The following is a 24264-nucleotide window of genomic DNA, read 5'->3' as shown; positions in this document are numbered from 1 at the left end:
CTACTCATACAAGCGAGGCAAAACTTCGCTCACTTCATCAAATATGGTAACCCCTTGAGGCTCATGCCCTTTTAGGCTAAGTCGCTAAGCTAATTTAATACCCGCTATTTTTTATTTTATGACTTGCTGAGTAAAAACAGGGTGCGACATAATCAATCATTTATTGTTACGCGCCCAACTAAATAAAATGCTAAATCGTGACTAAAATAATGCGTTTACGAAAAGCATTTATTTGCCGTAACGAGGGAACAATTATACCACTCAAAAGGGGAACATTATATCAAACCTAAGGTAATTTATTATTAATATTCTTCATGTTAACAATAAATAATGACACTTTTTGTGTTGAATAAAACGTGGGGAAATACAGCGCAAAATAAAACCATACTATTGAATTAACCAAGCCTCTCACCTAAAGATAAAAGGCTTAGTTAACATTTAATTATGGTAATAAATAACTAATCACTACCGAACAAATCGCGTGTGTACACTTTTTCAGCTACATCAGCCAATTCATCGGTATTTCGATTAGAAATAATAATATCGGCGCGTGATTTAAGTTCATCAATTGTTTTTACGACTTCTGAATTAAAGAACTCACTCTCTTGTAGGCTAGGTTCATAAATAATAACCTCAATGCCTTTTGCTTTAATGCGCTTCATAATGCCTTGCACAGCTGAAGCCCTAAAGTTGTCAGATCCGGACTTCATGACCAGCCTATAAATCCCTACGACTTTAGGGTTTTGTTTAATAATTGATTCGGCAATAAAGTCCTTTCTTGTCGAGTTTGCATCAACAATTGCTCGAATCATATTATTCGGCACATCTTTATAGTTTGCTAGTAATTGCTTGGTATCTTTTGGTAAGCAATATCCGCCATACCCAAACGAAGGGTTATTATAATGAGAGCCAATACGCGGATCTAAACCAACACCTTGAATTATTTGCTTAGCATCAAGGTCATGACTTTGGGCATAACTATCCAGCTCATTAAAATAGGCTACACGCATTGCTAAATAGGTATTTGAAAAAAGCTTAATCGCTTCGGCTTCCGTTGAGTCAGTAAACAAAATATCAATATGTTCTTTTTCTGCCCCTTGGGTTAATAGCTCAGCAAATACCTTTGCACGCTCACTTTTCTCACCAACGATAATGCGTGATGGATGCAAGTTATCGTAAAGTGCTTTACCTTCACGCAGAAACTCTGGAGAAAAAATGATATTGTCGCTATTCACCTGCTCTTTTATTGCTTTAGTAAAGCCAACCGGAACCGTAGACTTAATCACCATCGTTGCACTAGGATTGATAGCTAAAACATCATTAATAACCGCTTCAACTGAACCCGTATTAAAATAGTTAGTATCAGGGTCGTAATCAGTGGGTGTTGCAATAATCACAAATTCAGCATCTTTCAATGCTAAGTGCTTATCTGTGGTTGCCGAAAACTGTAAATCTTTATTCATCAAGAATGCTTCGATTTCTGTATCGATAATTGGCGACTTACCAGAATTAAGCAACTCAACTTTTTCTTCAACAATATCCAGTGCAATAACTTGGTTATGCTGAGCAAGTAACATTGCATTTGATAAGCCTACATAACCAGTTCCAACAATAGTGATTTTCATTAAACTTTCCTAGGGTAATAATCGCTTTTTGAGTTCATTTTCTAAATGCTGCGCGACTTCAGTTGAACGATAGTTACATACCGATTGACGAGCAAATGAGCTCAGTAATTCATAGTCTTGAGGTGCCATTTCTAGTAATTCGACGATTGTATCGGCAATAGAGTTTTTATCTTTTACATCAAACAATAAACCGTTTTTACCAGGTATAACTATGTCATTCACTGGGCTGATATTGGATGCTAAAACGGGTGTTCCACATGCAAGAGCTTCTACGGCCACTAAACCAAAACTTTCTCTGTGAGTTGGAAAAATAAAAGCATCCATTTCACTATACTTATCAACTAATAGATTTGGTTCTAATGCCCCATAGTATGTAACCAATGAAGATAAGTCACTGTTGGCTATTGTGTTTACTAGTTCGTCAACCTCTGCGCCTGTGCCATAGATATTCAACCTTAGTTTACTAATCAAATGAGGGTGAGACTGTCTAATTAACACTAAGGCTTCTAGCAATTCTTGCCACCCTTTCCCTTCATCTATTCGAGAGACATACCCTAAAGTAAAAAAAGATGGTGAAGGGCTGATGGTTGGTTTAAATATATCAAAATCCACACCACCAGACGGAGATACAATAATTTTCTCCTTATCATACCAAGGATGTAACTCAAGAAGTTTATCTTTGAAATAGGATGATGGAACAACGACTGCAGTACTTTTTTTTAATATTAACTTAGACGCAAATCCCATTACTTTATGGATAGTTGTATTACCAACAAGATCATCACCATGAATATTTACTACGTACTTCGGCTTTCCAACCAATAGAAAAGGAATAAGGCAAAGGGTCGAATATGTTAAGTAATGAAAATAAATGAAGTCATAATTCCGCTTACTTATCGCATACATCCCGCTTGCAATGAATTTTATATAGCAGATAAGCTTTGCAAAACCTGAAGCACGGTGATCAATAACGACTTTACTTACAATATGATTCCCTTGTGTCTGAAGCTGTAGATAATTTTTACCCACAAAGCTACCAAATGAAGGGTCTTTTTTTGATGGAAAAAGGTTTGCAATAAAACAAATCTTACTCATTTTTGAACCTTTCTAAAACGCTCTAATCTCTTTTTAGCAAGTCCAGGAAATAACGAAGCCAGCCATGCTCTCAGTAATTTCCCCGCAATAGGAGGAGTAAAGTATTTAAATACAGTTAGCAGACTTACTTTTTGACCGCTACTGTAATAAACCAAAAAATCAAAACACTTTTTGTTTCTTTTTGACATTAAATGACCATACCGATCGTAAAATTGTTGGAACCCTACAGAGCGATTCTTTTGATTATCCGTAATTCTGGGTTTGTCATGAGCAGTATGCACTATATATGAAGGAGTACTTATTCGTTTCGCAGCACCAAATTTCAAAATCATTCGAGTCCACAGTTCCCAATCCTGAGATGACACAACTGACTCATCAAATAATCCTGCCTCTATTAAGCGCGCTCTCCTAGTAAGAACTTGATTAGACGCTTGATTGAAGTTCAGCTGAGCATCTATATCAATGATCATATCTGAATTTAAGATAGGTCGTTGAGTTTGACCGTAATCCCAAATATAGCCGCTACAAACAAAGGCATATTTCTCTTCAAATGCCTCAACTAAGTCTGCGATTCTGGTTGGTAAAAATTCATCATCATCATCAAGGCCTGTCACATACTCACCTTGAGAATGTTGAATTGCATAGTTGCGAGCACGACATGCGCCCTCATTTTCGCCAAAACAGTGAAAGCGAATATTTTCATTCTCGCCAGCTAACTGTTTTAAGTACTCAACAGTCCCATCTGTAGAGCCATTATCAACGATAAATATTTCTATGTTTTTATAAGTTTGCTTTTTTACCGACTCAACAGCTCTTTTGAGAAGTGAAAGTCGGTTGTAGGTTGGTATCCAAACACTCACGAGAGGTTGGCATGATGTCATGAGTTACTCCTACTTTCCGTGTCTACCCATAATAACGATACAAAACAACCGAGTGAAATCCCTAACGTGCCAGAAATCCAAACATGGCCACTCAGCTGCGATAAAAATAGCAGGATAAGAGTACCAGCCAACACCGCAGGACTATAAATAGATTCAGGCCTAACACACTGCTTTAAGGCTTTAATAAAGGTAAAAAAGTAAAAGGAAAAACATACAAATAAGCCAGTGAATCCAAAGTAAACTAATACATCGATCGCATCAATTTCTGCAGAGTATTTTATAGGGATAAACTCAGCGATTCCCGCAGTTCCGACCCCAATAAGTTGCTGCCAAAATTCTAGGTAATTAACGTAAACAACTAACAATTCTTGTGCAAATTCATCTCTGCCAGATAGAATTATTCCTAAAACGCCTTTTTGGCTCAATACCCACATGAGTCTGTCGTACAAGCCTAAAGCCATGAGTAAATCGTTAATTACATATACAATGACCGCTATAGCACAGAACATAGGTACAAGAATATATAATTTCAGCTTAGTCATTTTAAACAGCCTCTCTCTTTCATTGAGAATAGGCACAATAAACACAAGACTTACAGCAGCGAGCATGGCAGTTTTAGTGGCGACAAGTAAGCCACAAAGCACAGTAAATAAAGAAAATACAATGTACCACTTACGCTTATAGTTCCAACACATATGAAGCATGAAAGAGAAAAGCACGACCATGGTCGCACCTAATTCATTTGCCGCATATATAAAACCATTAGAACCTGCCGTTTCACCATCTCTTAATTGATAACTTGAGCGACCAAAACCTAACGCACCTAAAAATAAGTTAAAACACAAGATAGCAAAATTACTAATTAATATTCTTTCGAGCCATTTTCTAGTAAACAACCCCCAACGCGCAGCCAACAGGCCAAAATAAATAAAAATAGACATTGGCATGAGGATTTTATACACGTTTGAGAAGTCAGTAATAAAAAAGAAAGTATCAGCGTATGAGAGTAATTGAAATACCGGCCCCATGAGCAGTATCGCTAATAAAAGGCATAAGAAAATAAAATACCTTGGATCAAGTTTCAGTACGAGTAACAGCACCAATCCAGTTAATGGTAATTTGTATAGCAGTGACAGCTTTAAATCCACCCCTAACTGAAGAACAGTAAATCCAGAAGCAACATCAGCAAGTAGATAAAGGCTCATCATAAATACGCATAGCTTATCCGCATATGAAGGCCCATCATCGTTTGAAAAAAAGAGCTTTAACATCAGAAATTACCGGGCTCTTTTTTAAGGGTTTCTCTATAAGCTGTAACGTAGTCGTCTGTAGACTTGACAACTTTAGCAGGGTTTCCAGCCGCAACCACTCCATCAGGAATATCTTTTGTGACAACACTTCCTGCACCAATGATAGTGTTACTTCCAATAGTGACCCCAGGTAAAATAATGCTCCCCCAACCGATGAAAACATTATCGCCGATGGTAATTGCTTTTCGGTAAGAGCGCCGAGATCCTTTTCTATAGCTATCTTTGTGAACCACCAGTTCCTTTAAAAACAATGTAGGAGAAGCATCGTGACCTAAAAGTGTAGCTCCGGTAATAGTGCAATCTTTACCGATATAAAAACGGTCTCCTTTAGATGAAGACGAGAGTTTAGTATCAATAATAAGTGTATTTTCTCCAATCTGAGCACCTTGTCTGGTGTATTTTTGGATACTCAATGCATAGCCTAAGCTATCAATTTTAGTCTGTAATTTATCAGAACTAACGACTCTACTAATGATTTTTAATAAATAATAGAATAACTTAGAAATCACCTGCTAACTCCTTAGCAAGCACACGCCAGCTGAATTTTTGCTCTGCAAGTTCTCTATTTTCATATTGTAACTGAGCATACTGCGTCTCAGGTAAAGCCATTAAGCTCGTCATTCCTCTGGCAAAGGCAGAGGCAGAATACTCATCGACCAATATATTGTTTGAAGGCTCCAAAATCTCACTCGTCGCAGTAACTACGTTGCTGCTCGATTTTGCACCTATAATAGGTAAGCCTGACGATAACGCTTCTAAAATGGTTTGCCCTAAGGGCTCATATGTTGAAGACATAATGAAAAAGTCAGCTGCTTTATAATAATTTTCAGGGCAACTTTGGCGACCTAAAAAGATCACTCTATCACTAACATTTAACCGTTCAGAAAGTGCGCGTAATTCAGCCTCTTCAGCGCCTTCACCTAGTAGCCAAAGCGACGCATTGTTGTCGTTTAAAAGCTTTAAAGCTTCAATTGCAGTATCAAACCCCTTTGCTTTCACAAAGCGCCCTATACATAAAAAAGCCTTGCTTTGCTCTGGTAAACCTAGCTCTTTTTTTAGCTGAGATTTTTCAGTTTGTGTCACCAAACTAAATCGAGACAAACTAACGCCTGGCTTACAAATATTCATTGCTTTAGAGCGGTTAATATTTCGGATTTGCTGCTGCATGTTTTCGCTGAAAACAAATAATTTATCAGCGCTATTAAATGCCATACGTTGCACAGTTTTATGCAAAAAAAATGATAGGTGCCCTTTTAGCTTTAGTAGCTTATTATCATTAGCTCTGTAGCTGGCTTTTGTTTCGTTAGCAACAACCCCTGGCACTAAATAAACAATATTTTTATATTTTAGGGCTTTTAAATACAGAACATTAAAGTGAAAACGACAAATAGTTAATACCGGTGAGTGACGCTGTAAAACTTTTTTATAAAGCTTAACAGCATTATAAGTCTGCTTTAACACTCGCCCTAAACCTCTGCTGCGTCCGAAACAGTAGCGATAAATAGTCACACCCTCTTCTATTTCGACTTCAGGTAATTCTTTATTTTCTGGGTTGAGATCACTGGCTACAATAACAACTTCATAGCCCAGCAGAAGGTATTCTTGTGCTAAGTGATAAAGCGAGTTCTCAATTCCACCAATATTAGGTTTATATTGATTACTCGTGAGCAACACACAAGGCTTAACATGTTCTGTCGTCATTGCTTTTAAGCCTTTTTTCTTAACGCAAGAATAAATGCAACAATTAGAGAAACAAGGCCTCCAAAAAATGTTATTCCTAAGCAAATAAGAGCGCGAGAAGGGCCCGACTTCTCTTCAGGATAAATAACCGGAGATAAAGGTTTTACTAGGTGAAAATCGCCGACCGTAGACAATAACTTTGAGCGAGTTTGATCCGCAATAAGTTCGTAGAATAAAGAGCGCAACTCAGCGACATTAGTTTCCGCAGCTTTCTCTTGTAGGTAATTAATAGCCTCTTCAGCTTCATTGCGGTCTTTGTCACGCCAAAAGGCATTAATATCTTCAATTAACCAATTAGTGATATTAACTGATAACTCTGGTGAAAGCGCAGTCACCTCTAGCTGAACGACGCCCTTTTTTTTCATATAAAGTACATCGAAGCTGCCCAGTAGAGGAATATAACCATCCCACGGCGAAGGCTCAACATCTTTACCAGGAGGCGGAGTTCTTACCCACTTTTTTTGCTCAGCATCGTAAACTTCAGGATTATAAATATAGGTGTCAGTGCTTTGGTCCCACCCCTTTAGAGCAAGTAACTCTGGTAGTAAGTTCCTTTTTTCTATAAACGGTTGAATAAAGCCTCTGCTTCTCATAAATTCAATTGCTGTTTCAACTTCGTCAGCCTCAGAACCACCAAGCGATATCCCCGCCATACTTGCAAGACCACCAAATTGACCAGCTAATTTATTAAGACCACCGCCTTCCTTAGCATTAGATGGGACCAAGTAGACTTTTGCTGTGTATTTATTTGGTTGCTGCATAGCCACATATACAGACAATGCTGCCGAAAGTAGAGTACCAATTACAACTACCCATTTATACTTCATTAACTTAGAAAATGTTAAGTTTATACCTTTACTTTCCATGGAGTTTCTCAACCAACTGACTACTAAAAGTCAGGCATTATAGCAAATGAAGGTATGATTAAAATAGATTTAAAAACTTTAGTTACGCCCGCGAATATTTCACTTAAAAATGCTGATAAAACTAGCGTTAAGTAATTGCTGCTAGGAAATGTTTTTTGAATTCGTTATCATAAAGCATGTGTGTTTCTTATCCTTTTGTCCCCCGACTTTATAGCCATAAGAACCGATTACAAAAATGAACCTAAAATCGAATAGAAATCAATAAGCATGTCAAAACAACCAGTCGTTATTCTCGCATATGGGGAAGGTGGGCACAAAAAAGAGATGAGCTTACTATATAAACACATTAAAGAGTCAGAACTTAAGTTTATATCTTTAGGGCCATCTCCACTATGTTCACGAGTAACACATTTCAAACTAGGTGATGTTCGTCACAAAGAGAATCGTTTAAAGTCATTGTTAATGGCAATGGTTGGACTCTTTCGCTCTACCGTTATTACGCTAAAGATTTGTCATAAATACCAAGTGACGGGGATCGTTTCAACCGGACCAGGTATGGCTATTATTCCTTCTATCATTCTAAGAGCTATGGGTAAAAACGTCATTTTCATCGAAACGTTTTGTCGCTTTTATACACGCTCTTTCACTGGTAAATGGATGTCGAAAATATGCAGTGAATTTTGGGTGCAAAATAAAGAGCAACTTACCCTCTATAAAAATGCAAAATATTGTGGACGCTTATGAAAATCCTTGTCACTGTAGGCTCATCATCATTTGATTCTTTAATTCGTGCGGTAGACCAAGCCGCTACAAAATTGACGGCGTTCTCATTTACTTTTCAGATAGGCACAGGAGAATACAAGCCTCAAAATGGCAACTCTTTCGCTCGTTCAAATGAGTTTTCAAGCGTGCTTGCCGATGCAGATATTGTTATTACACACGCGGGGGCTGGCACTGTTTTTGAACTATTGGAGCTCAACAAAAAAATTATTGTCGTGCCAAATTTTGACAGAGTCGATAAACACCAATCAGATTTAGCCCTATATATCGAAAGAAACAACTATGCCTTGGTTTGCCATGATGTAAGCCTTATAGAAGGTCATATAGAAGATATCATCGCGTATGAGCCTGTTCCCTACAGCAAAGACTCTTTTTTCCTCGCGGATGAGTTAACAAGTAAGCTCCTAAAAAAGTAACTCCGTACTTTTTTTGAAAAGTACGGTTTAACGTTCTGAACTACTGAGTTAACTCGCTGTAAAGTCTTTTAATACTTGCTGTATTCATGTCTATTGAAAATAGCTCAGCTAATTTATGTCTTTGCGCAAGGGTTAAACTCGCTTCATTTTTATATAACTCAGCTATTGCCCCTGCCAATGACTCAGGATCTCTTTGAGGCACCACTTTCACTGCGGGTGTATCGACCAATGAAACCAGCTCAGTTAAACCACCACACTCTGAAACAACCGTTGCTAAACCCGATGCCATTGCCTCTAGTGCTGCTACACCAAAAGACTCTTCTTGAAATGTAACATCATCTCGAATCGACGGCTGTGCATAAACATTATACGATGAAAGCAGATCTGGTAATGCTTGATGACTCACCATATCGATAAATTTCACATGCTTAGTTAAAGCTAACTGGTCAGTTAAGCCCTGTAAATGCTCCTTAAGCTCGCCACCACCAATAAGGGTTAAGGTCGCATTAGGGTAGTCTTTATGTAAAACAGCCAATGCACGAATCAAAAACTCATGACCTTTACAATTAATTAAGCGTCCAACCGAGACAATATTCAAAGTATCAAAACTCTTTTCCTGCTTTGTTGACAGAAACATAGAATTAAAAGAGTTATGCACAACTGTAATTTTTTTTCCCGGAACATCCAGATTTTCGACTGTTTTACGTTTTAAAAACTCTGAAGGAACAGTCCACTTTATAAAGTCTTTGCTGCCAGCTTTTTTAAGTACAGCCCTGTATTTAGCCCTAATTAAAGGCTCACTATTTACATCAGAGCCATGCAATGATGCCAATGTTGGTATGTTGAGGTTCAGTTTTTCACTTACGTGCATCCATGTCTTCACCCCATTACCAGTGTGGCAATGAACAACATCTGGCTTAAACTCGTCAATCACCTCTTGCCAACGTTTGTAGTCAATCATATATGGCAGCAACTGTAGCCTTAGGGCAAATGCTTGTGTAAAGCGCTCATTAATAACCGTTTTAATTGGGCAAAAGTAGACAAGTTCAAAAGGACGGCTTTGTTCATTGACTCTTTTAGCTGTCACTACCGCAGATTCTATCCCCGCTTTTTCCAACGCTGTAACTTGATCATAAATAAATGTTTCCGTACTCATTGAAAAATTAGGTATGTAATGTAGAACCCTCATTCTTTTCCTTTCTTAATCTACTTAAAATTACAGGGAGCTTGCATGCTATAGTCAATAAATATTGAGCGAAGATAGCAAAAAGCACTCCCCAAAGTTCAATTTTCGCCCCTAGAACTAGGATCCCTAAACATAAAACCAGATTAGAAAAAAGCGTAATCAGTAATAAACTCTTAACATAACCTAAAGCCAGAAAAACAGGATGTATAGGAGTCAATGCAGCTGATACTGCATGAACAATCATAAATACCACAATATGCCACTTGTAAACCAACAACTCTGCAGAAAAAAGAGTCACAACCCAGTAATCAAATGTCATACTTGCAACAGCAACAAATGCAAGAGAAGGTAACAATAGTAACAGCACTATTTTTGACATTATCTTTTTGACTTTGTCATATGCTTTTTCAGCTAAATAGACATTAATCTCTGGGTATAAAACCTGATTTAAAGGACTGGTTAACCTTGTTGAGATAGTGGCTATTTGCTTAATAACACGATAAGCACCAGCGGCACCGACGGAGACAACAGCACCCACTAAAATAGTGTCTAATTGCTTGACTGGAATATCGGCCAACGAGGTCATGTGTACAGTCAAATTAAAACGGTTAAATTCTTTTTTCTTATCATTAGACAGTAAGTTGCAATCACTCTGGCTTTTTATCAATGAAGCAACATACCGACTGCTGTGGCATTGTATATAAATAACCCCCACACCTAAAGTCAGAAGGTACGCCGTTACAAAAAAACCGACACCAAAGTTTTTCCAGTAGCCTAATAATGCGCACAGAAAAAACAACACAGCGCTAACGATTGCCTGCATTGCCAAAACGTTGTAGCGTTCCTGATAACGCAAAACACCTATAGCAACACTAGTTTGATTAAGTAGGATATATACTGAGCACCACTGCAATAATTTAGTATGATGCTGCAAGTTGAAGCTCTCTGCGTAGGCTTGTGCAAAGCATATCGCAATTAGAGTCCCGATGAGGGCACATATCAGATCATACTTGAGGGTTAACACAATAAGAGATGCTTTATCTTTTTCAAGATAAAAGTAGCGAATAACTCCCTGCCATGCTTGCGGATTAAAACACAGACTTAAAACCAATATGTAAGCTTGAAGTAGAGTCACCTCTCCAAAAGACTCAACACCTAATGCTTTCAACGAGATGGCGACAGAGAAGAAGTTAAGGACAGACGCAGATAAATTTCCGCTGATCAGCGTTCCAGTCTGCCTTATTAATTTACTTAGCATTACCTAGGTTGTTCACTAATACAGAAGCAATAACAAAGCTATTGCTTAACTTTATGAGCCTTTCCCTCTGGCTGCTTTTTTGAAATACCAAAAAATCGGCGAGCACGTACTGTTAATCGCCATATGTTAACCATAACTTGATGATATACGATTAAACAGAAGATAAAGCCGTAAAACATGTAGTAGTCAGGAACAGAATTTAACTGGGCTAAAATACCCACTAACGCAAAACAACAACCTAGCATAGAAATAACAAACAAGGTCATCTTAGGGCCAACCCCTAATCTTTGCAGAATATGGTGTAAGTGCTCTCGGTCTGGCTTAAATGGAGACTGGCCTTTTTTGATTCTGCGAATAATGGTAGAAATCGCATCCATAATTGGAATAGCCGCAATCCACAGCCCTGTAACAGGATTAAAGGCTGCGCTTTCTGACTGCGAACCTTCGAGTAAAAGCCAAACAACGCTAAAACCTATCACCGTACTGCCAGCGTCGCCCATAAATATTTTAAAGCGCTGACCTAAAGGAATACCTAAATTCATTAATATATAAGGAATCGTCGCTGCAACAACAACCATGCAGAATACAGCTAGCTGGATTTGACCATTGAAATAAAATAACAGACCGAGCGAAGCAAACGTAATAGTCGCTAATGCACCTAATAAACCATCGATTCCATCCACCATGTTGTAAGCATTAATTGCCCCCACTACCACAACAACGGTAACGAGATAACTAAAATACGACAACTCTAAATCAAAGCCACCGAAGATTTGTCCTGCATTGGTAAAAACCAACTCGCCAAACACCATCATCATGGTTGAAATAAACGCTTGTACTAATAACCTTAATCGGAAACTAATATCGTATAAGTCGTCAAAAACACCTATTACTAATAATATACTGGCGCAAAACAAATAAATAAAAGTGGAAGAGATTGAATCGGGGTAGATAACTAAATAACTGAATACAACAACAAAAACAGCCAACCCCCCCACTAAAGGGACAGGGCCGTTATGATGTTTACGCATATTTGGCTGATCAACAAGATTTATATAAATGGCAAATTTTCGAAATACAAAAAGGCTCAAAAACGAGCACATAAAAAGTGCAATAGTTGTTAAAATCACAGAAAATAAACCTTAATCAACATGAAGTACCCCGAAACATCATCAAAACGCCTATCATTATAGATGATTACAAATAAAAAGACATAAACGTTTTAACAGCTGTAACCCTTGTTTTACTAAAAACCTAACTTTAGCTACCGATTAGTACCTATAAGTTATAAAACTAAAAAAAAAACTTTGACCCACACATATAAATCGTACCTTTTATAGTTACGAACGAGACAAAGGCCGAAAATAATATAAGAATTACAATTACCTTACAAGCAAACATAAAAACAAACTGTAAAACTTCGTTACTAACATGTAATCATACAATTAAGAACTGAATTAAAGCTGACTTCCCCCGTCAGTTAGCGCAACTTTTAATAGTGAGCCAAAAAACAGTTACTGTATGGTAGACAGCAGCGTTTGCCACATGTCTTTACTTTGCTGCTTATACTTCATCGCGTAATTTTCTAGCTGAGACTTTCTTTCAGTGTTTTCGTTCAAACACGTATTGAGTAAAGCATCTAAACTCGCTGGTGAAACATTGGCAGGGAGCAGCGTTTCCTCAGAGCCGTACTCTCTAAAAAGCTCTTGATACTTGTGGCTCCAGCCAGTTGCAATACATGGAATAGCCTGAGAAAGCGCACTCACACAACCGTGAAAGCGTGAGCAAATAATAAGCTTGCCTCTGGCAATTAATGCTTTGACTGACTCAGCATCTGCTGGCTCAACCACTTCGCAAGGCGTGTCTAACAAGCTATTAATTTCATGGCACAGCGGTGCGTCATCTGCCCCACTGTGATTGAGAATAATCACCTTCTCCCCTTTTTTAATAGCTTGGTTAGCCAAGTGAGCCAAGGTTGTGACATAGTTCTCTCGCCACCATGTGTTTTTATTTCTTTTACTGAGCATTTTTGAGTTAGGGATCAAAATAACATGATCCTGGTATATGTCGTATTCAGGCTTGGCTGTTGGTACAAATAAATTGGTAAAATCAGGAGCTTGCTTAATATTAGCTGATTCCCCCACAAGCTCTACAATGTGCTTATACGAAGGCTGCTCTCTTGCAAACACAAGGCTTGCATTAGAAAACGCGACCTTCGCATACTTTTTATTTTCATCGCGCGAGAAAGGTCCTAACGATTGCGGCATAAAAATATAATGCTTTGAGCGAGACTGAGTGCGTTTAACAACACTTGCCACTTGTCTTAAAACGAGATCAGACCATTGGTCGCCATAACTAAAACCTGACGCATCTAAAATCACATCAACATCCGCTTCAGTGACAATGCCAAAGCGATTTTTAAAATAACGACGTATTGAAGACGGAACACAATAAAATAGCCAATTAAGGTCAAGAATATTTTTGCACAGGTTGATCTTTTGGTATGCGCCTACTTTTGCTCGTTTTACATAAGGCGAGTTAGTATTATGCACTAAACAGATTTCAGCATTTGGTAACGCTTTATTTAACTGCGCAATAATCGATGCAAGCATCAACTCCGCACCCTTATTAACAAATTGAACACCCTTAATTTCAACTAACACAAGCAACCCAAACTGAATGAAAACGCAAAGCGAGTAAGAATATACAGCAATCTACAGTCATTCAAGCATTCCGTGCAATTTCTTTGATTTACGATAAACTACCCGTTCAAATAGGCAATAAAACACCTAAAATGAGCTCAAACGTTAAAAACTCACTACTGCTTATCATCGAAAAAGTTGTGCTACTTAGCCTTGGCTTTATAAACAATATTTTATTAGCACGGCTAGCTGGCCCTGACTTATTTGGCGAGTTTTCTTACATAGTTTCGTTTGCTGCCATTTTCAGCCCATTGGCAGTCATGGGGCTTAATAATATTATTACTAAATACATCGTAAAATACCCTGCAAACAGCCACTACTATATAAAGTCTGCCTTACTTATTCGCTTACTGGGTGCCATTGTCTCGTTAGCGATTACTACCTTAGTGTGCTTATACGCCTTTAATTTAGATCATCAGCAAACAGGGCTGATAATCATGTTAGTCGCTATGCAAGGTTTTACATTTTTATATGTGCTGGAATTTTTCTATATAGCTAAAAAGCAAGTATCTCAGTTGGTAAAGCTACGCCTAGTAACCATAACACTTATTAATATTGCAAAACTCATCGCTATTATTAATGCAGCTGATTTAACAACGCTTATTTTTTTACAAGGGCTTGAGACCGTACTGATCGGCGTGTGTTACTACATTATGTATACCAGCCAAAAGCATCATCAGGTTTATAAATTACAACCCAAAAAGCAAACTTACCTTGCGCTTTATCAAAAAGGAAAATGGCTGTTATTTTCAGGCGTTGCAGCCGTTATCTATTTAAAAATAGATCAGATAATGCTTGCTAACCTAGTTAACACAGAAGCAGTGGCTTACTATGCCGCAGCGGCTAAGTTATCTGAATTTTGGTATGTGTTTCCAGTATTAATAGCCAATGTTTATACAACACAACTTAGCCATTGTCGTTTTAAACACCCTACCCTGTATCAACAGTTACTACAGCGATTGATCCTAGTGCTAACCTGCTCTGCCATTATTTTAAGCTTAGCGACTTGGTTTTTTGCTGACAACATCATTGCACTGATTTATGGCTCAGCATACACAAGCAGTGCCGTTATTCTTAGTGTTCATATTTTTGCGAGTTTGTTTGTTTTTCAGCGAGCTGTGTTATCTAAATGGCTTATTCTTGAAAAACTTTATAAATACAGCCTGCTCTCTAACCTTTTAGGGGCTGTTGTAAATATTGTACTCAACTTATTACTCATACCTAAATACCAAGGCTTAGGGGCTGCATGGGCAACAATTATTGCTTATATGGTTGCAAGCTATGGCTTTTTGTTTATTAACGCAAAAACTCGGGAGTACGCAAAAGTATTGCACCAAGCTGTGTTACACTCTGTGCCAATTTTGATAAACCTCATTCACGATTTAAAAGTACAGTATGAAAAGCACAGTAAAAAAAATAATTAACCGACTTGGTTACGACGTTGCCTTTAGGCGTATTGCTAAAAACAGCCATAACCACGCAAAACCAATCTGCTTTGTACACGTACCTAAATCGGGAGGTATTTCTATTGATTTAGCCATGCGCGAGCAATTTGCTATTGCCGGTCAACCTCGCTTTAGCCGCGAAGGTGCCATTGCCATGAGCCTAGCAGGTATGAACCACGAAATTACTGATCTAGATAGTATTAGTGAGTTTAGCGATCACCATGCTAAACAATTAACTGGCTTGCTTGCATACCACCTTGCACAAGACTGGCCCTATATAAGTGGCCATGTAACAACAAACAAACAATTGCTTAATCAATTTGCCAATCAGTATCACTTTGTGACTGTGCTGCGTGAGCCAGTAAGCCGATTTAAGTCGAACTACCTATACAACAAACTGACCAACTCATTGCCAATGATGGCACCTAACAACTTAAACTACGATAACCTCACAGCTGAGGTCGACACCATTTTGCAGCACCGCAGGGGTTGGCAAATGGCTAATGTTACCAGTATGTGTATTGCTGGTCGTTTTGCTAGGGATGAGCACGATGCTAAAACAATGCAAAGTGAGTTCAGCGATAACCTTGAAAAATACAGCGTGGTGAGTTTTTTAGATAATCTGGATGGGTTTTCTTCTAAGATACACACGTTAACAGGTAAACAGATTAACATTGGCAGTCATAATACAACCGAAAGCCATTTAGATAAGCAAAAGCAAAGTGTGAAAGACACACTGCAAAATTATTTAAATGAACCGCACATCAACCAACAAATACAGCATTTATGCCGATTTGAAACCGAAAACTACCTACGCGCAAAAGACAAGTACAGTACGCTTTAAAATCAGCATACGTCGAGGTGAGGGTGAGTAGAGGCGAGAAGTAGACGCAAGAGGTAGACGATTTTAGAAAAGTTAAAATCGTCTACAAAAAAGCATTAAAGGCTAAATGAATTTACCAGTTTAGTGTATTCGCTTTTAATTTCATCACTGACACGCTCATTACCGCTAACAGAAATGGTAATTACTTGGTTATTTTTCTTATCTAGTAATGCAAGGTTATGAATCACTTGCTTATTACCGCCATTATCACCAGTAAAAATATATTCTATATTGGCAAGTTCACCGTTATACACAGCCTCATTCGTACCGACTTTCGTAAACTGTACATCAGTCACACCTGATTGTAGTAAGCCCTTTATACCGTTATCAATAAACCCCGCCCATTCTTGCTCTGAGCCAGTATAAGCATGCCCCGTTAAGTGCTGACATACCACATTTGAAGCTATCTTTGTCCTTTTTACTACCTTAGTTGCAAGGTATTGCTTTATATCCACCTTAACCGTCGGCGAGGCGTTCACCGTTTGTGAATTAACTTTAGGTAATGAAGAAAATTTAATATCAAATTGGCATGCGCTATCATTTGCAACCGCCACACCTGAAACCAATAAAGAAGCGGTAAATAAGAGTGCTTTGTACATCGTGTCATTATCCTTAAGGTAGTTTAGAGGCTTTAAAAGCCCATGTTGCGAAGTCGCCATCATATTAATAACTGCGCCTGTGGGCAAGTATGATAGGAAAAAATCAGAGAGGTATTTTTGATTGTTTTTAAATGCTAAAAAATAAAAAACCCAGCCTAAGCTGGGTTTTTTCAAAAAAGATTAAGTAATATTAATTACTTGATACCTTTTTCTTGTGAAGTTACTAGTGCTTGACGACCAGTACCAGCGTTGCTGAATGCGTATGCATTAACGTCGCCATCGTTAGCGTTGATGTTGAAAGTAACGCTTAACTTAGAACCAGCAGGAGCACCTAGAGCTTCCATGATAGCTACTTGAGATACTTTAGTTACTGTATCACCAGCTAGGTCAGCGATAGTACCATCGTACTCGTTACCAGCTTGGTCGATTGCAGTTACGATTACGTCTGCATCGTTAGCTGACTCGTTTGCAAAGTGTACAGAAGTTGAAAGACCTTCAAAACCTACTGGGAAGTAAGGGATGTTGATTACTAGTGCGTCAAGAGCCCACTCACCAGCGTCAACGTTAGTAGCGATTTCAAGAGTTGCAGCTGAACCATTTGATACTGCAAGAGTAGCAGATGCAGCGATATCACCAGTTTGAGGGATAACAACTGTTGTATTTGTAGTATTATCAAATACTAAAGTACCAGCAGTTTTTGCACCATCAGTAGAAGGTGTAACAGCAGTAAATGTTAGGCTGTCTTGAGACGTTGAGAAAGTAGCAGCAGGTGTGAATTGACCTACAGTCGCAGGATCACCACCAACAACTGGAGAACCAGTTACGCCGTTGTCAAAGTCACCTTCAAGCTCAACAGTTGCAGAAGTAACGATTAGAGATGCTTCTAGGTTGTCTGCGTTATCAACAAGGTAGTAACCAAGTGTATCGTAAGCTGCATCGCTTACTGTTAGGTTGTTACCGTTTTTAGCGAAAGTTGTTTGTGCAACACGCTCAATACGACCGTCGAAAGGTGCAGTTACAGCGAAATCGAACTGTGATGTAGTAGTAGCTAGAGTACCAACACCAGTTTCGATAGCAGTGCCGTCTGATTCTTCAGAAGCGTAAGCGATTTGTGAAGCACCAGAGAAGTCAACACCAGCATCTACTGATGCGCTTAAACGGAACGCAGATTCAGCTGTGATTGGGTTACCTAGGTTAACTTCGAAAGAAATAGTACCTGCATCAGCATCAACAACTAAACGGTCAAATGTGAATGAACCAGTACCGTAGCTGAAAGTTAGGTAAACAGTACCAGTACCGTCACCAGCTGAATCGATAACACCAGTACCAGTTGCTGGATCATTAGTGATATCAACCGCAGTTGTACCAACTAGAGTCTCAAGATCAGAAAGATCAACAGCGTCGTCAAAAGTTAATGTAACAGTTGATGCAGCTGGAGTTAATTTTTTAACTACGAAGTCAACGTCAAAAGCAACATTTTCAGCTGTAAGACCTGCAGCAACACCTTCAGCAGAAAGCTTTAGTGGATCGCTTGATACTGTAGCAGCTTGTGCACCCATTGCACCAAAGATAGCCGTAGCTAATAGTGCTTTTTTGAATAGTTTCATTATTTCCATTCTCCTAGTTTCATGAAACTGGCATATTGTTAATGAAGGCAATACACCAAGATTTTTTATTGTTCCGGCTGGAGGTTTGCCAGATCAATGCAAATTTAAGGGCTTATTATAGAGATGTCAAGTAATTACAGCTAAATTGCAACTTTGTTCACAATTTAAACTACTTTTAATATGAATTTTGCTTGCTATAAACAGCTTTTAATACTTTTTACAACAAACCTACCTAACACTCACCTGTTATTTACAATTGATTATTGCATATAACGAATAACTAACCCAAGTATAAAATTGTTACTGGCATGCATTTTTAAATCATTTTTGATTTAAGGCAAACATGCACCTTATAACAAGCCTACATTACAGTTTTATGTAATGTTGTTTAGTACGCACAGTTGTCGTTTTATTACCGCTTTTTTATTACGTAACTTAACTTTGACTGAACAATCTAAAGTTATCTTTTAAGGCACATCTTTTCAAGTGATTATTTATACAATTTTGCCACTTTTACAGCTATTTAGCACTTTTTTTGCACAATTAGAGCAATTACACAATTAAAATTTTAATTTGACCATTTAGTAGCAATTATAAAATAACCTTTAGCATAAAAAGCTTACAACCACTCTAATAAAAAAGTGAGGCCGTTTAGCGAGACACTCATCAAACGGCACCTTAACATTCATATCGTCACTCTACTCACATTACTTTAGCAATTTACAACAATTAAAAGGTAATATTTTCTAAGCCTTTAATAAAGCTGTCTTTTACGCGTTGCCAGTCTTCTTTATTTTGTACGATTTTAGGGGTGACTAATATTACTAACTCAGTTTTATCTGAGCTACTGCTGTCTGTTCTAAATAAGTGGCCAAGCACAGGTAGGTCACCAAAAAATGGCACTGATGAGGCACCGTTTGATTTGTTTTCACTAATTAAGCCGCCCAGCATCACTGTTTGGCCGTTGCCAGCCACGACCTCTGTGTTTAAGGTACGCTCAAAAATAGACGGGTTATTTCCTGCCCCACTACTGTCTGGCGATATATTCGAAATATTTTGCTGAATGGTCATAATCACCGTGCCTTGGGCATTAATGGTTGGCGTTACCGTTAAATCAACACCGGTTTTACGGTATTCCACCTCTGTAGTTTGGCGATCACCACTAATTGGGTCGGTAGTGGTGCTACCAACGGTTGGTATGTCATCACCCACGCTAATATTGGCAGCTACGCCATCGCGTACCAGTAGGGTTGGACGCGAGAGCACATTAACAAGGCCATCTGTTTGCGATAAGTTCACGCTTATATTGCCAGGTAAACCAACAATCGAGTAATTAAATGCCCCTTCACCTTCGGTGTTAAAGCTAAAGCTTTCTTGACGGCCTGTGGCTTCGCCGCTTTCTATTGCATACTGCACACCTTTAGAAAAACTGCCGGTAAGCTTGACCTCAGCAATCACCACTTCCATCATTACTTGCTTAGGCATTATATCGAGCTGGCGAATTATAGGTTGTAGCTCTTGGTAATATTGCCCTGTCGAGTAAAAAATAAGGGCATTAGCGCGCTCATCCACAACCAAGCGAATACCATCGCCTTCAATGCTACTTACTGTATTTGCTGGTGTTTTAGGTGACGCATTATCAGGTGTTGGCGCATCGGTACTTGCTTTTTCAGCTGTTTTCTTACTTTTAAAAGTGCCCCCTAATAATGGTGCTAGGCTTTGCCCTAAGTCAGAAGCCCGTGCATATTTAGGGTGGTAAATATAAAAGCTTTGTTCAGCCCCTGTGGCTGGTTTATCAAGCTGATTGGCCCAATATTCAACGCGGTCAAGTATTTCATTTGCAGTCGCAAATACAACGATTTGACCTAAGTGCTCAAGCGGTACAAACTTTAAGGTTGCTGAGTTACTTCTTGACGAGCTTGTTGCAATTCCTTCTTGCTCAAGTAGCTCAGTCACTTTTTCAATAAAGGTTGTCGAGTCAATATAATTGAAACTAAGTAATGCCGTTGCTTTATTACCAAGCGCGGGCGTGTCTATAAGCTCAACGAGCGATAAGGCTCTTAATACTTGTGTTCTTTTGCCTTGTATTTCTAATGTGTTTTGCTCTTGATCCACCGAAATACGCGCATCTACTAATGCTGAAAACATGGTTCGCATGCTAACCGACACACCGTATTTCATTGGCACAACTTGAATAATTTTTCCTGACACATTAGGAACAGACTCTGGGGTGCGGCCAAAGCCATAAGCAACATCTGATTGGTTACCTTTTTTGGGTTCAGGAAATACATAAAACACGTCATCATTTAGGGTAATATTCACCCCATTTTGTGAGAGTATTTCTTGAAACAACTGAAACAAACGCTTTGCCGATACTTTTTCTTTTAGCTCTAACGTGATAGGTGTTTTAGCTGACTTAACAGACGGCTCAATGTAATAAGAAACCTGTAATAACTCACCTAGGGTGTAGTGAATAAAATCGTTTAACGGTAACTCATTAACCGACACCTGATAACTGGCTTGGTTTGAAAACTGGCGCGACAAATCAATTTCGAGCTTTACGCTAGCATTTTCGTCAATGCGGTTAAGTCGCGTGAAAGTGTTTTTTTCTTCATCGTCTTGTTCAGAAGCGTTCGGTACTTCATCGCCTGTTTGCAGCTGTGTATCTTCTTTTAAGAAAGAGTTTGCTACATCGACTTTTTCTGCACGCGTACTGCTAGTCGGATCAATTAATGAAGCACAGCCAGTGCTAAAAAATAAAATAGCAAAAAGTAATGCGCTTGATTTATGAAGGTGATTGTTCATGAGACTGCCGTTGAAAAAGTTTAAATTCTTTTGTTTGTGTTTCGTTTGCAAGGGTAATGGTGTTATTTGTTACAGCAATTAACTTTACATTGCCGCCCAGTGTATCACCTAATGTGGCTTTTACTAACTGCTGTTGGTCATTTTTTATAATCACAAACACTTTGTTCTGCTGGTTAAAAATACCTAATAAATGAAAAACCTGATCGCCGAATACGAGTTCATTTTCAGCCGCTGTTTTTTTACTTTTGCTCTCAGCTTGCTTTTGCTCAGCCAGTTGCTGGCGTTTTATGCTGTCTGCTTCGTTTTGCAATTGAGTTAATAATAACGACGGTGAATCTTGTTTTAATGCTGACTCAGAAATAGTTAATGCTGCAATATCAGTACTATTACTGGATTGCTCAGTGCTTGAGTCAAGCAATTCAGGAACAGCAAAGAACATGACACTCATAACAGAGATGGCTGCGATTATCCAATTCATGCTGCTGGCTCCTGTTCTTGTGGTTGGAGCACTTGACGGTTATTCCACATAATAAGATCAATATCACCCGTTAATGACTGTGTTGTACTTCCATTCCACTCTCGGCTGGTAAAATTATATTCTGCAAAGCGTATTAAAGGCGTTAATGACTCCAGCTTTTTAGTGGCCTTTACAACACATAATGCATCACCGTTGAAGCGTACATTGAGTCGCCACTGGCTAATGTTTTCATTTATTGGTGTTTCGCCTCGCCACGCAACCCGCTCTATTGAGCAATTTACAGGCTCTAAGGTTGACTCCAAAAGTGTTTGAGCCGTGAGTTTAAAGTCGCTCTCCGAGGGTTTATTAAACATAAGAGCTTGTAACTTCGATTTATTTTGCTCGGCTAACGCCAGTTGCTCAGCGAGTACTTGCTGCTCAGAAAGTAAGGCTGTTAATTTAGTTTCACGCTTTTGATTAAGCGTATTCGTTTGTTTAAGCTCATCGTAGGCTAGCATTAATGGTTCGGTAATATATAAACCAAAAATTAAAGCAGCGGTGACAATTAAATAATGCTTATATTTTATAAGTTCAGCCATTCGCTTTTGCTCCTGCAGGTACTTCTGTATGCAAGGTTATCTCAATTTCAAACTTTTCAGAACCTCTGTACTTGCGCACACCTGATTTAAAAATGGCGCTATCAACCTGAGATAACTTAGCAATTGCAGCGATTGTCGTATTCGCGCTTTTAGATTCACCACTTAATGTGATCACTCCTTGGCGTGATGAAAACTTGTCTATTAACATGCCTGTACTTAATGCGCTGTGGACTATATCCCAGTCTGAAAAAACGGCCGGATTTTGTTTAACCTGTGTTTCTAGTAAGGTAACTTTATTGTTCAAATCATCAAGCTGCTGCTTTTGTGATAATAACTGATTAGCATTGTCAGCTTGATTTTCAATTGCTTGCTTCGTGGCATTAATACTTAGCCACTGCCACCCAGCCATAACAGCAAAGTACAAGGTAACACTAATGAGTGGCCCCCAGTATAGAGCATGTAGCTGCGTACTTTTAATTTTATGCTGGTAATTAAATACACTTACTTTAGCTAAATCAGCAATGGCTAATGCATTAAATTGCTCAGCCAAAAATTGAAAATAAGCGGATTGACTAATAATTGTTGGCTCTATGTCATCAGCAAGACCAATACTGTGTTTATATGCCGCTATATTTTGAATGAGTCCCTTACAGTAGGCACTATGAGTACTTGTGCCTGAACGACTAAAAAACAATACACCTTGGGGTGTAGTAAGCTCAAAAAGCTGTTTTTCTGCCGTGCTTTGCTTAGATAAAATAGCCGTTTCAGGGATCAGCACTTTGCTTCCTGTAGCAAGTGCTGCACACTCTTGATCAAATACGATTGTTGTTACATCAAAACCATCAATTTCTTTGTTGGGCTTTATTTCAACTAACGGCTTTACATCACTGTATTGTTGTTGATTTATTTTCAGTAATGCCTTTAGCTCTGTCATGTTAAGCGCAGGGTAACTTTTACGAGTGATGCTGTAGTGCTTTCTAGCAACTACTAGAAAAAACGGCTTAAAGTGAGTGCAGTCCTCATAAATAGGGGTTATTCCCCCATTAGCGAGATAGCCTAAAGTATTTTTAAGCTGCGTGTTTAATAATCTTGATTTTGTAAGTTGATTTAATTTCACGATTTATTCCAGCTAACTTGAGAGAACACCATAGGTTTTATGTAAGAACGTGGAGTAGCATCTAAAATATATTGCTTGCTCAACTGCGCACCATTTAAAACAACACGTAATTGTACTCTTATTTTGCTGCCAGTGACAAAATTTATAAACTCACCTTCTTCAATACCTGTTAGCAAATAAAAGTCATAACTGGTTAGTGTTCCTGCTGCTCTGCGTTTCAACACTTTATTGGCTGTCGATTCATCCTTTATTATCGCTTTTAAAATAGCCTCGGGTGCGTTAATTGGGTTAAAACCTGTCACCATTTCTGTTGAGAAATAGCGTGCAAAGTATTCTTTCGGTATTTGTTCAGCGCCTCGAATAAGAGCCGCTTCATTTACGCTTTGTAAATAACCATTACGGGGAACATAACGTTTACCTTGCTGCTTATAGAAGCTGGCCTCAGCACCATTGACACGACTTACATCGTTTTCGTCTTTCCAATCAGTCAACGAGCTTACAAAGGTTTGTGCTGTGTTTTCTTCGACATTGAGCTGAATTAACAAATTTTTGATCAGATCAGGACTTGAAATATTCAAACTAAATAATGATTTCATGTCCATTAAGCTTATAAATATTGAATCGCTTAATCTAAACTCTTCACCATAGAAGTTCCAATTTTTAACTAGTTGGTTATTACTATTAGTGTCTGGGTATTTTTTATGGGCTAATAAGGCTGAAAATAGCTGAGTTTCGGCCTCTTCCAGCTCCAAACGCATTGCAAACTTGTTTTGAATTTGCTGCGTTACTTTAACTTGTTGTTGTATCGACTGATTAATAAAAATCCCTAATAAGGCCAAAATAAAGGAAATAATAAGGACTTGTATAAGCGCAATACCTGTCTGAGCTTTCAT

The 24264-nt window shown here is 38.5% G+C and carries 22 protein-coding genes; 4 read left to right on the top strand and 18 right to left on the bottom strand.

Annotation, left to right across the window (positions count from 1 at the left end):
* Window positions 1–458: 458 nt before the first annotated feature.
* Genes LY624_RS01855 through LY624_RS01825 form a run of 7 tightly spaced genes read right to left on the bottom strand, consistent with a single transcriptional unit; the run spans window position 459 to window position 7517 of the window.
* Window positions 459–1625, bottom strand: coding sequence for a nucleotide sugar dehydrogenase (locus LY624_RS01855; protein WP_341803740.1), 1167 nt, complete (start codon window positions 1623–1625; stop codon window positions 459–461).
* Between the two features lie 9 nt (window positions 1626–1634).
* Entirely contained in the window at window positions 1635–2720 is a 1086-nt protein-coding gene (locus tag LY624_RS01850; RefSeq protein WP_130151630.1) for a glycosyltransferase family 4 protein, read from the bottom strand.
* Window positions 2717–3601: a glycosyltransferase family 2 protein gene (locus LY624_RS01845; RefSeq protein ID WP_341803739.1), complete on the bottom strand. Its 885-nt coding sequence runs from the start codon at window positions 3599–3601 to the stop codon at window positions 2717–2719. The genes LY624_RS01850 and LY624_RS01845 overlap by 4 nt, the downstream gene beginning before the upstream one ends.
* On the bottom strand, window positions 3598–4872 hold the full coding sequence (locus LY624_RS01840) for an O-antigen ligase family protein (RefSeq protein ID WP_130151628.1): 1275 nt from the start codon (window positions 4870–4872) through the stop codon (window positions 3598–3600). Before LY624_RS01840 ends, LY624_RS01845 begins: the two co-directional genes overlap by 4 nt.
* Window positions 4872–5420: a DapH/DapD/GlmU-related protein gene (locus tag LY624_RS01835; RefSeq protein WP_341803738.1), complete on the bottom strand. Its 549-nt coding sequence runs from the start codon at window positions 5418–5420 to the stop codon at window positions 4872–4874. Before LY624_RS01835 ends, LY624_RS01840 begins: the two co-directional genes overlap by 1 nt.
* Entirely contained in the window at window positions 5410–6612 is a 1203-nt protein-coding gene (locus tag LY624_RS01830; protein ID WP_341803737.1) for a glycosyltransferase family 4 protein, read from the bottom strand. The genes LY624_RS01835 and LY624_RS01830 overlap by 11 nt, the downstream gene beginning before the upstream one ends.
* A gap of 5 nt (window positions 6613–6617) precedes the next feature.
* Entirely contained in the window at window positions 6618–7517 is a 900-nt protein-coding gene (locus tag LY624_RS01825; protein ID WP_130151626.1) for a Wzz/FepE/Etk N-terminal domain-containing protein, read from the bottom strand.
* 267 nt (window positions 7518–7784) lie between these two features.
* Between LY624_RS01825 and pssD the strand changes: the two genes are divergently transcribed.
* Window positions 7785–8261 (top strand): PssD/Cps14F family polysaccharide biosynthesis glycosyltransferase, encoded by a 477-nt coding sequence (gene pssD / locus LY624_RS01820; protein ID WP_130151625.1) that lies wholly within the window; start codon window positions 7785–7787, stop codon window positions 8259–8261.
* Window positions 8258–8713, top strand: coding sequence for a PssE/Cps14G family polysaccharide biosynthesis glycosyltransferase (pssE, locus tag LY624_RS01815; protein WP_237119787.1), 456 nt, complete (start codon window positions 8258–8260; stop codon window positions 8711–8713). The genes pssD and pssE overlap by 4 nt, the downstream gene beginning before the upstream one ends.
* A gap of 40 nt (window positions 8714–8753) precedes the next feature.
* Here pssE and LY624_RS01810 read toward each other — a convergent pair whose 3' ends face one another.
* The 4 genes from LY624_RS01810 to LY624_RS01795 form a co-directional block, all read right to left on the bottom strand.
* Window positions 8754–9902 carry a glycosyltransferase family 4 protein gene (locus LY624_RS01810; RefSeq protein ID WP_341803736.1) on the bottom strand — a complete coding sequence of 383 codons (1149 nt, stop codon included), beginning with the start codon at window positions 9900–9902 and terminating at the stop codon, window positions 8754–8756.
* Window positions 9877–11157: a lipopolysaccharide biosynthesis protein gene (locus tag LY624_RS01805; protein WP_341803735.1), complete on the bottom strand. Its 1281-nt coding sequence runs from the start codon at window positions 11155–11157 to the stop codon at window positions 9877–9879. Before LY624_RS01805 ends, LY624_RS01810 begins: the two co-directional genes overlap by 26 nt.
* A 38-nt stretch (window positions 11158–11195) precedes the next feature.
* A complete protein-coding gene (gene wecA / locus LY624_RS01800; protein WP_341803734.1) occupies window positions 11196–12287 on the bottom strand; it encodes a UDP-N-acetylglucosamine--undecaprenyl-phosphate N-acetylglucosaminephosphotransferase in 1092 nt (363 codons plus the stop codon).
* A gap of 384 nt (window positions 12288–12671) precedes the next feature.
* The gene (locus tag LY624_RS01795) at window positions 12672–13820 is read right to left on the bottom strand and encodes a polysaccharide pyruvyl transferase family protein (protein WP_341803733.1); all 1149 of its coding nucleotides are present in this window, start codon (window positions 13818–13820) and stop codon (window positions 12672–12674) included.
* Window positions 13821–13951: 131 nt separating this feature from the next.
* Between LY624_RS01795 and LY624_RS01790 the strand changes: the two genes are divergently transcribed.
* Both LY624_RS01790 and LY624_RS01785 read left to right on the top strand, forming a co-directional pair.
* Window positions 13952–15283 carry a flippase gene (locus tag LY624_RS01790; protein ID WP_341803732.1) on the top strand — a complete coding sequence of 444 codons (1332 nt, stop codon included), beginning with the start codon at window positions 13952–13954 and terminating at the stop codon, window positions 15281–15283.
* Window positions 15255–16148: a sulfotransferase family 2 domain-containing protein gene (locus LY624_RS01785; RefSeq protein WP_341803731.1), complete on the top strand. Its 894-nt coding sequence runs from the start codon at window positions 15255–15257 to the stop codon at window positions 16146–16148. The genes LY624_RS01790 and LY624_RS01785 overlap by 29 nt, the downstream gene beginning before the upstream one ends.
* Before the next feature lie 95 nt (window positions 16149–16243).
* Here the strand turns inward: LY624_RS01785 and LY624_RS01780 are convergent, their stop codons facing one another.
* The 7 genes from LY624_RS01780 to LY624_RS01750 form a co-directional block, all read right to left on the bottom strand.
* Complete coding sequence (locus LY624_RS01780; protein WP_341803730.1) at window positions 16244–16786, bottom strand: hypothetical protein; 543 nt, start codon at window positions 16784–16786, stop codon at window positions 16244–16246.
* Window positions 16787–16980: 194 nt separating this feature from the next.
* Window positions 16981–18393 (bottom strand): hypothetical protein, encoded by a 1413-nt coding sequence (locus tag LY624_RS01775; protein WP_341803729.1) that lies wholly within the window; start codon window positions 18391–18393, stop codon window positions 16981–16983.
* 729 nt (window positions 18394–19122) lie between these two features.
* Window positions 19123–21198, bottom strand: coding sequence for a secretin N-terminal domain-containing protein (locus LY624_RS01770; RefSeq protein ID WP_341803728.1), 2076 nt, complete (start codon window positions 21196–21198; stop codon window positions 19123–19125).
* Entirely contained in the window at window positions 21179–21676 is a 498-nt protein-coding gene (locus LY624_RS01765; RefSeq protein ID WP_130151614.1) for a hypothetical protein, read from the bottom strand. The genes LY624_RS01770 and LY624_RS01765 overlap by 20 nt, the downstream gene beginning before the upstream one ends.
* Window positions 21673–22254 (bottom strand): hypothetical protein, encoded by a 582-nt coding sequence (locus tag LY624_RS01760; protein WP_130151613.1) that lies wholly within the window; start codon window positions 22252–22254, stop codon window positions 21673–21675. The genes LY624_RS01765 and LY624_RS01760 overlap by 4 nt, the downstream gene beginning before the upstream one ends.
* Window positions 22247–23371 (bottom strand): hypothetical protein, encoded by a 1125-nt coding sequence (locus LY624_RS01755; protein ID WP_341803727.1) that lies wholly within the window; start codon window positions 23369–23371, stop codon window positions 22247–22249. The genes LY624_RS01760 and LY624_RS01755 overlap by 8 nt, the downstream gene beginning before the upstream one ends.
* Window positions 23368–24264 carry a general secretion pathway protein GspK gene (locus LY624_RS01750; RefSeq protein ID WP_341803726.1) on the bottom strand — a complete coding sequence of 299 codons (897 nt, stop codon included), beginning with the start codon at window positions 24262–24264 and terminating at the stop codon, window positions 23368–23370. The genes LY624_RS01755 and LY624_RS01750 overlap by 4 nt, the downstream gene beginning before the upstream one ends.

This window comes from Pseudoalteromonas sp. N1230-9 (assembly GCF_032716425.1).
Taxonomy (GTDB): Bacteria; Pseudomonadota; Gammaproteobacteria; order Enterobacterales; family Alteromonadaceae; genus Pseudoalteromonas.
The sequence above is the reverse complement of the archived record's forward strand: the minus strand, read 5'-3'. Positions and strand labels throughout refer to the sequence as shown.

What these genes read in the sequence shown, in the direction of transcription:
- LY624_RS01855 (WP_341803740.1), bottom strand. Translation starts at nt 1,625, where the DNA reads ATGAAAATCACTATTGTTGGAACTGGTTATGTAGGCTTATCAAATGCA.
- LY624_RS01850 (WP_130151630.1), bottom strand. Translation starts at nt 2,720, where the DNA reads ATGAGTAAGATTTGTTTTATTGCAAACCTTTTTCCATCAAAAAAAGAC.
- LY624_RS01845 (WP_341803739.1), bottom strand. Translation starts at nt 3,601, where the DNA reads ATGACATCATGCCAACCTCTCGTGAGTGTTTGGATACCAACCTACAAC.
- LY624_RS01840 (WP_130151628.1), bottom strand. Translation starts at nt 4,872, where the DNA reads ATGTTAAAGCTCTTTTTTTCAAACGATGATGGGCCTTCATATGCGGAT.
- LY624_RS01830 (WP_341803737.1), bottom strand. Translation starts at nt 6,612, where the DNA reads ATGACGACAGAACATGTTAAGCCTTGTGTGTTGCTCACGAGTAATCAA.
- LY624_RS01825 (WP_130151626.1), bottom strand. Translation starts at nt 7,517, where the DNA reads ATGGAAAGTAAAGGTATAAACTTAACATTTTCTAAGTTAATGAAGTAT.
- pssD (WP_130151625.1), top strand. Translation starts at nt 7,785, where the DNA reads ATGTCAAAACAACCAGTCGTTATTCTCGCATATGGGGAAGGTGGGCAC.
- pssE (WP_237119787.1), top strand. Translation starts at nt 8,258, where the DNA reads ATGAAAATCCTTGTCACTGTAGGCTCATCATCATTTGATTCTTTAATT.
- LY624_RS01810 (WP_341803736.1), bottom strand. Translation starts at nt 9,902, where the DNA reads ATGAGGGTTCTACATTACATACCTAATTTTTCAATGAGTACGGAAACA.
- LY624_RS01805 (WP_341803735.1), bottom strand. Translation starts at nt 11,157, where the DNA reads ATGCTAAGTAAATTAATAAGGCAGACTGGAACGCTGATCAGCGGAAAT.
- LY624_RS01790 (WP_341803732.1), top strand. Translation starts at nt 13,952, where the DNA reads ATGAGCTCAAACGTTAAAAACTCACTACTGCTTATCATCGAAAAAGTT.
- LY624_RS01785 (WP_341803731.1), top strand. Translation starts at nt 15,255, where the DNA reads ATGAAAAGCACAGTAAAAAAAATAATTAACCGACTTGGTTACGACGTT.
- LY624_RS01780 (WP_341803730.1), bottom strand. Translation starts at nt 16,786, where the DNA reads ATGTACAAAGCACTCTTATTTACCGCTTCTTTATTGGTTTCAGGTGTG.
- LY624_RS01775 (WP_341803729.1), bottom strand. Translation starts at nt 18,393, where the DNA reads ATGAAACTATTCAAAAAAGCACTATTAGCTACGGCTATCTTTGGTGCA.
- LY624_RS01770 (WP_341803728.1), bottom strand. Translation starts at nt 21,198, where the DNA reads ATGAACAATCACCTTCATAAATCAAGCGCATTACTTTTTGCTATTTTA.
- LY624_RS01765 (WP_130151614.1), bottom strand. Translation starts at nt 21,676, where the DNA reads ATGAATTGGATAATCGCAGCCATCTCTGTTATGAGTGTCATGTTCTTT.
- LY624_RS01760 (WP_130151613.1), bottom strand. Translation starts at nt 22,254, where the DNA reads ATGGCTGAACTTATAAAATATAAGCATTATTTAATTGTCACCGCTGCT.
- LY624_RS01750 (WP_341803726.1), bottom strand. Translation starts at nt 24,264, where the DNA reads ATGAAAGCTCAGACAGGTATTGCGCTTATACAAGTCCTTATTATTTCC.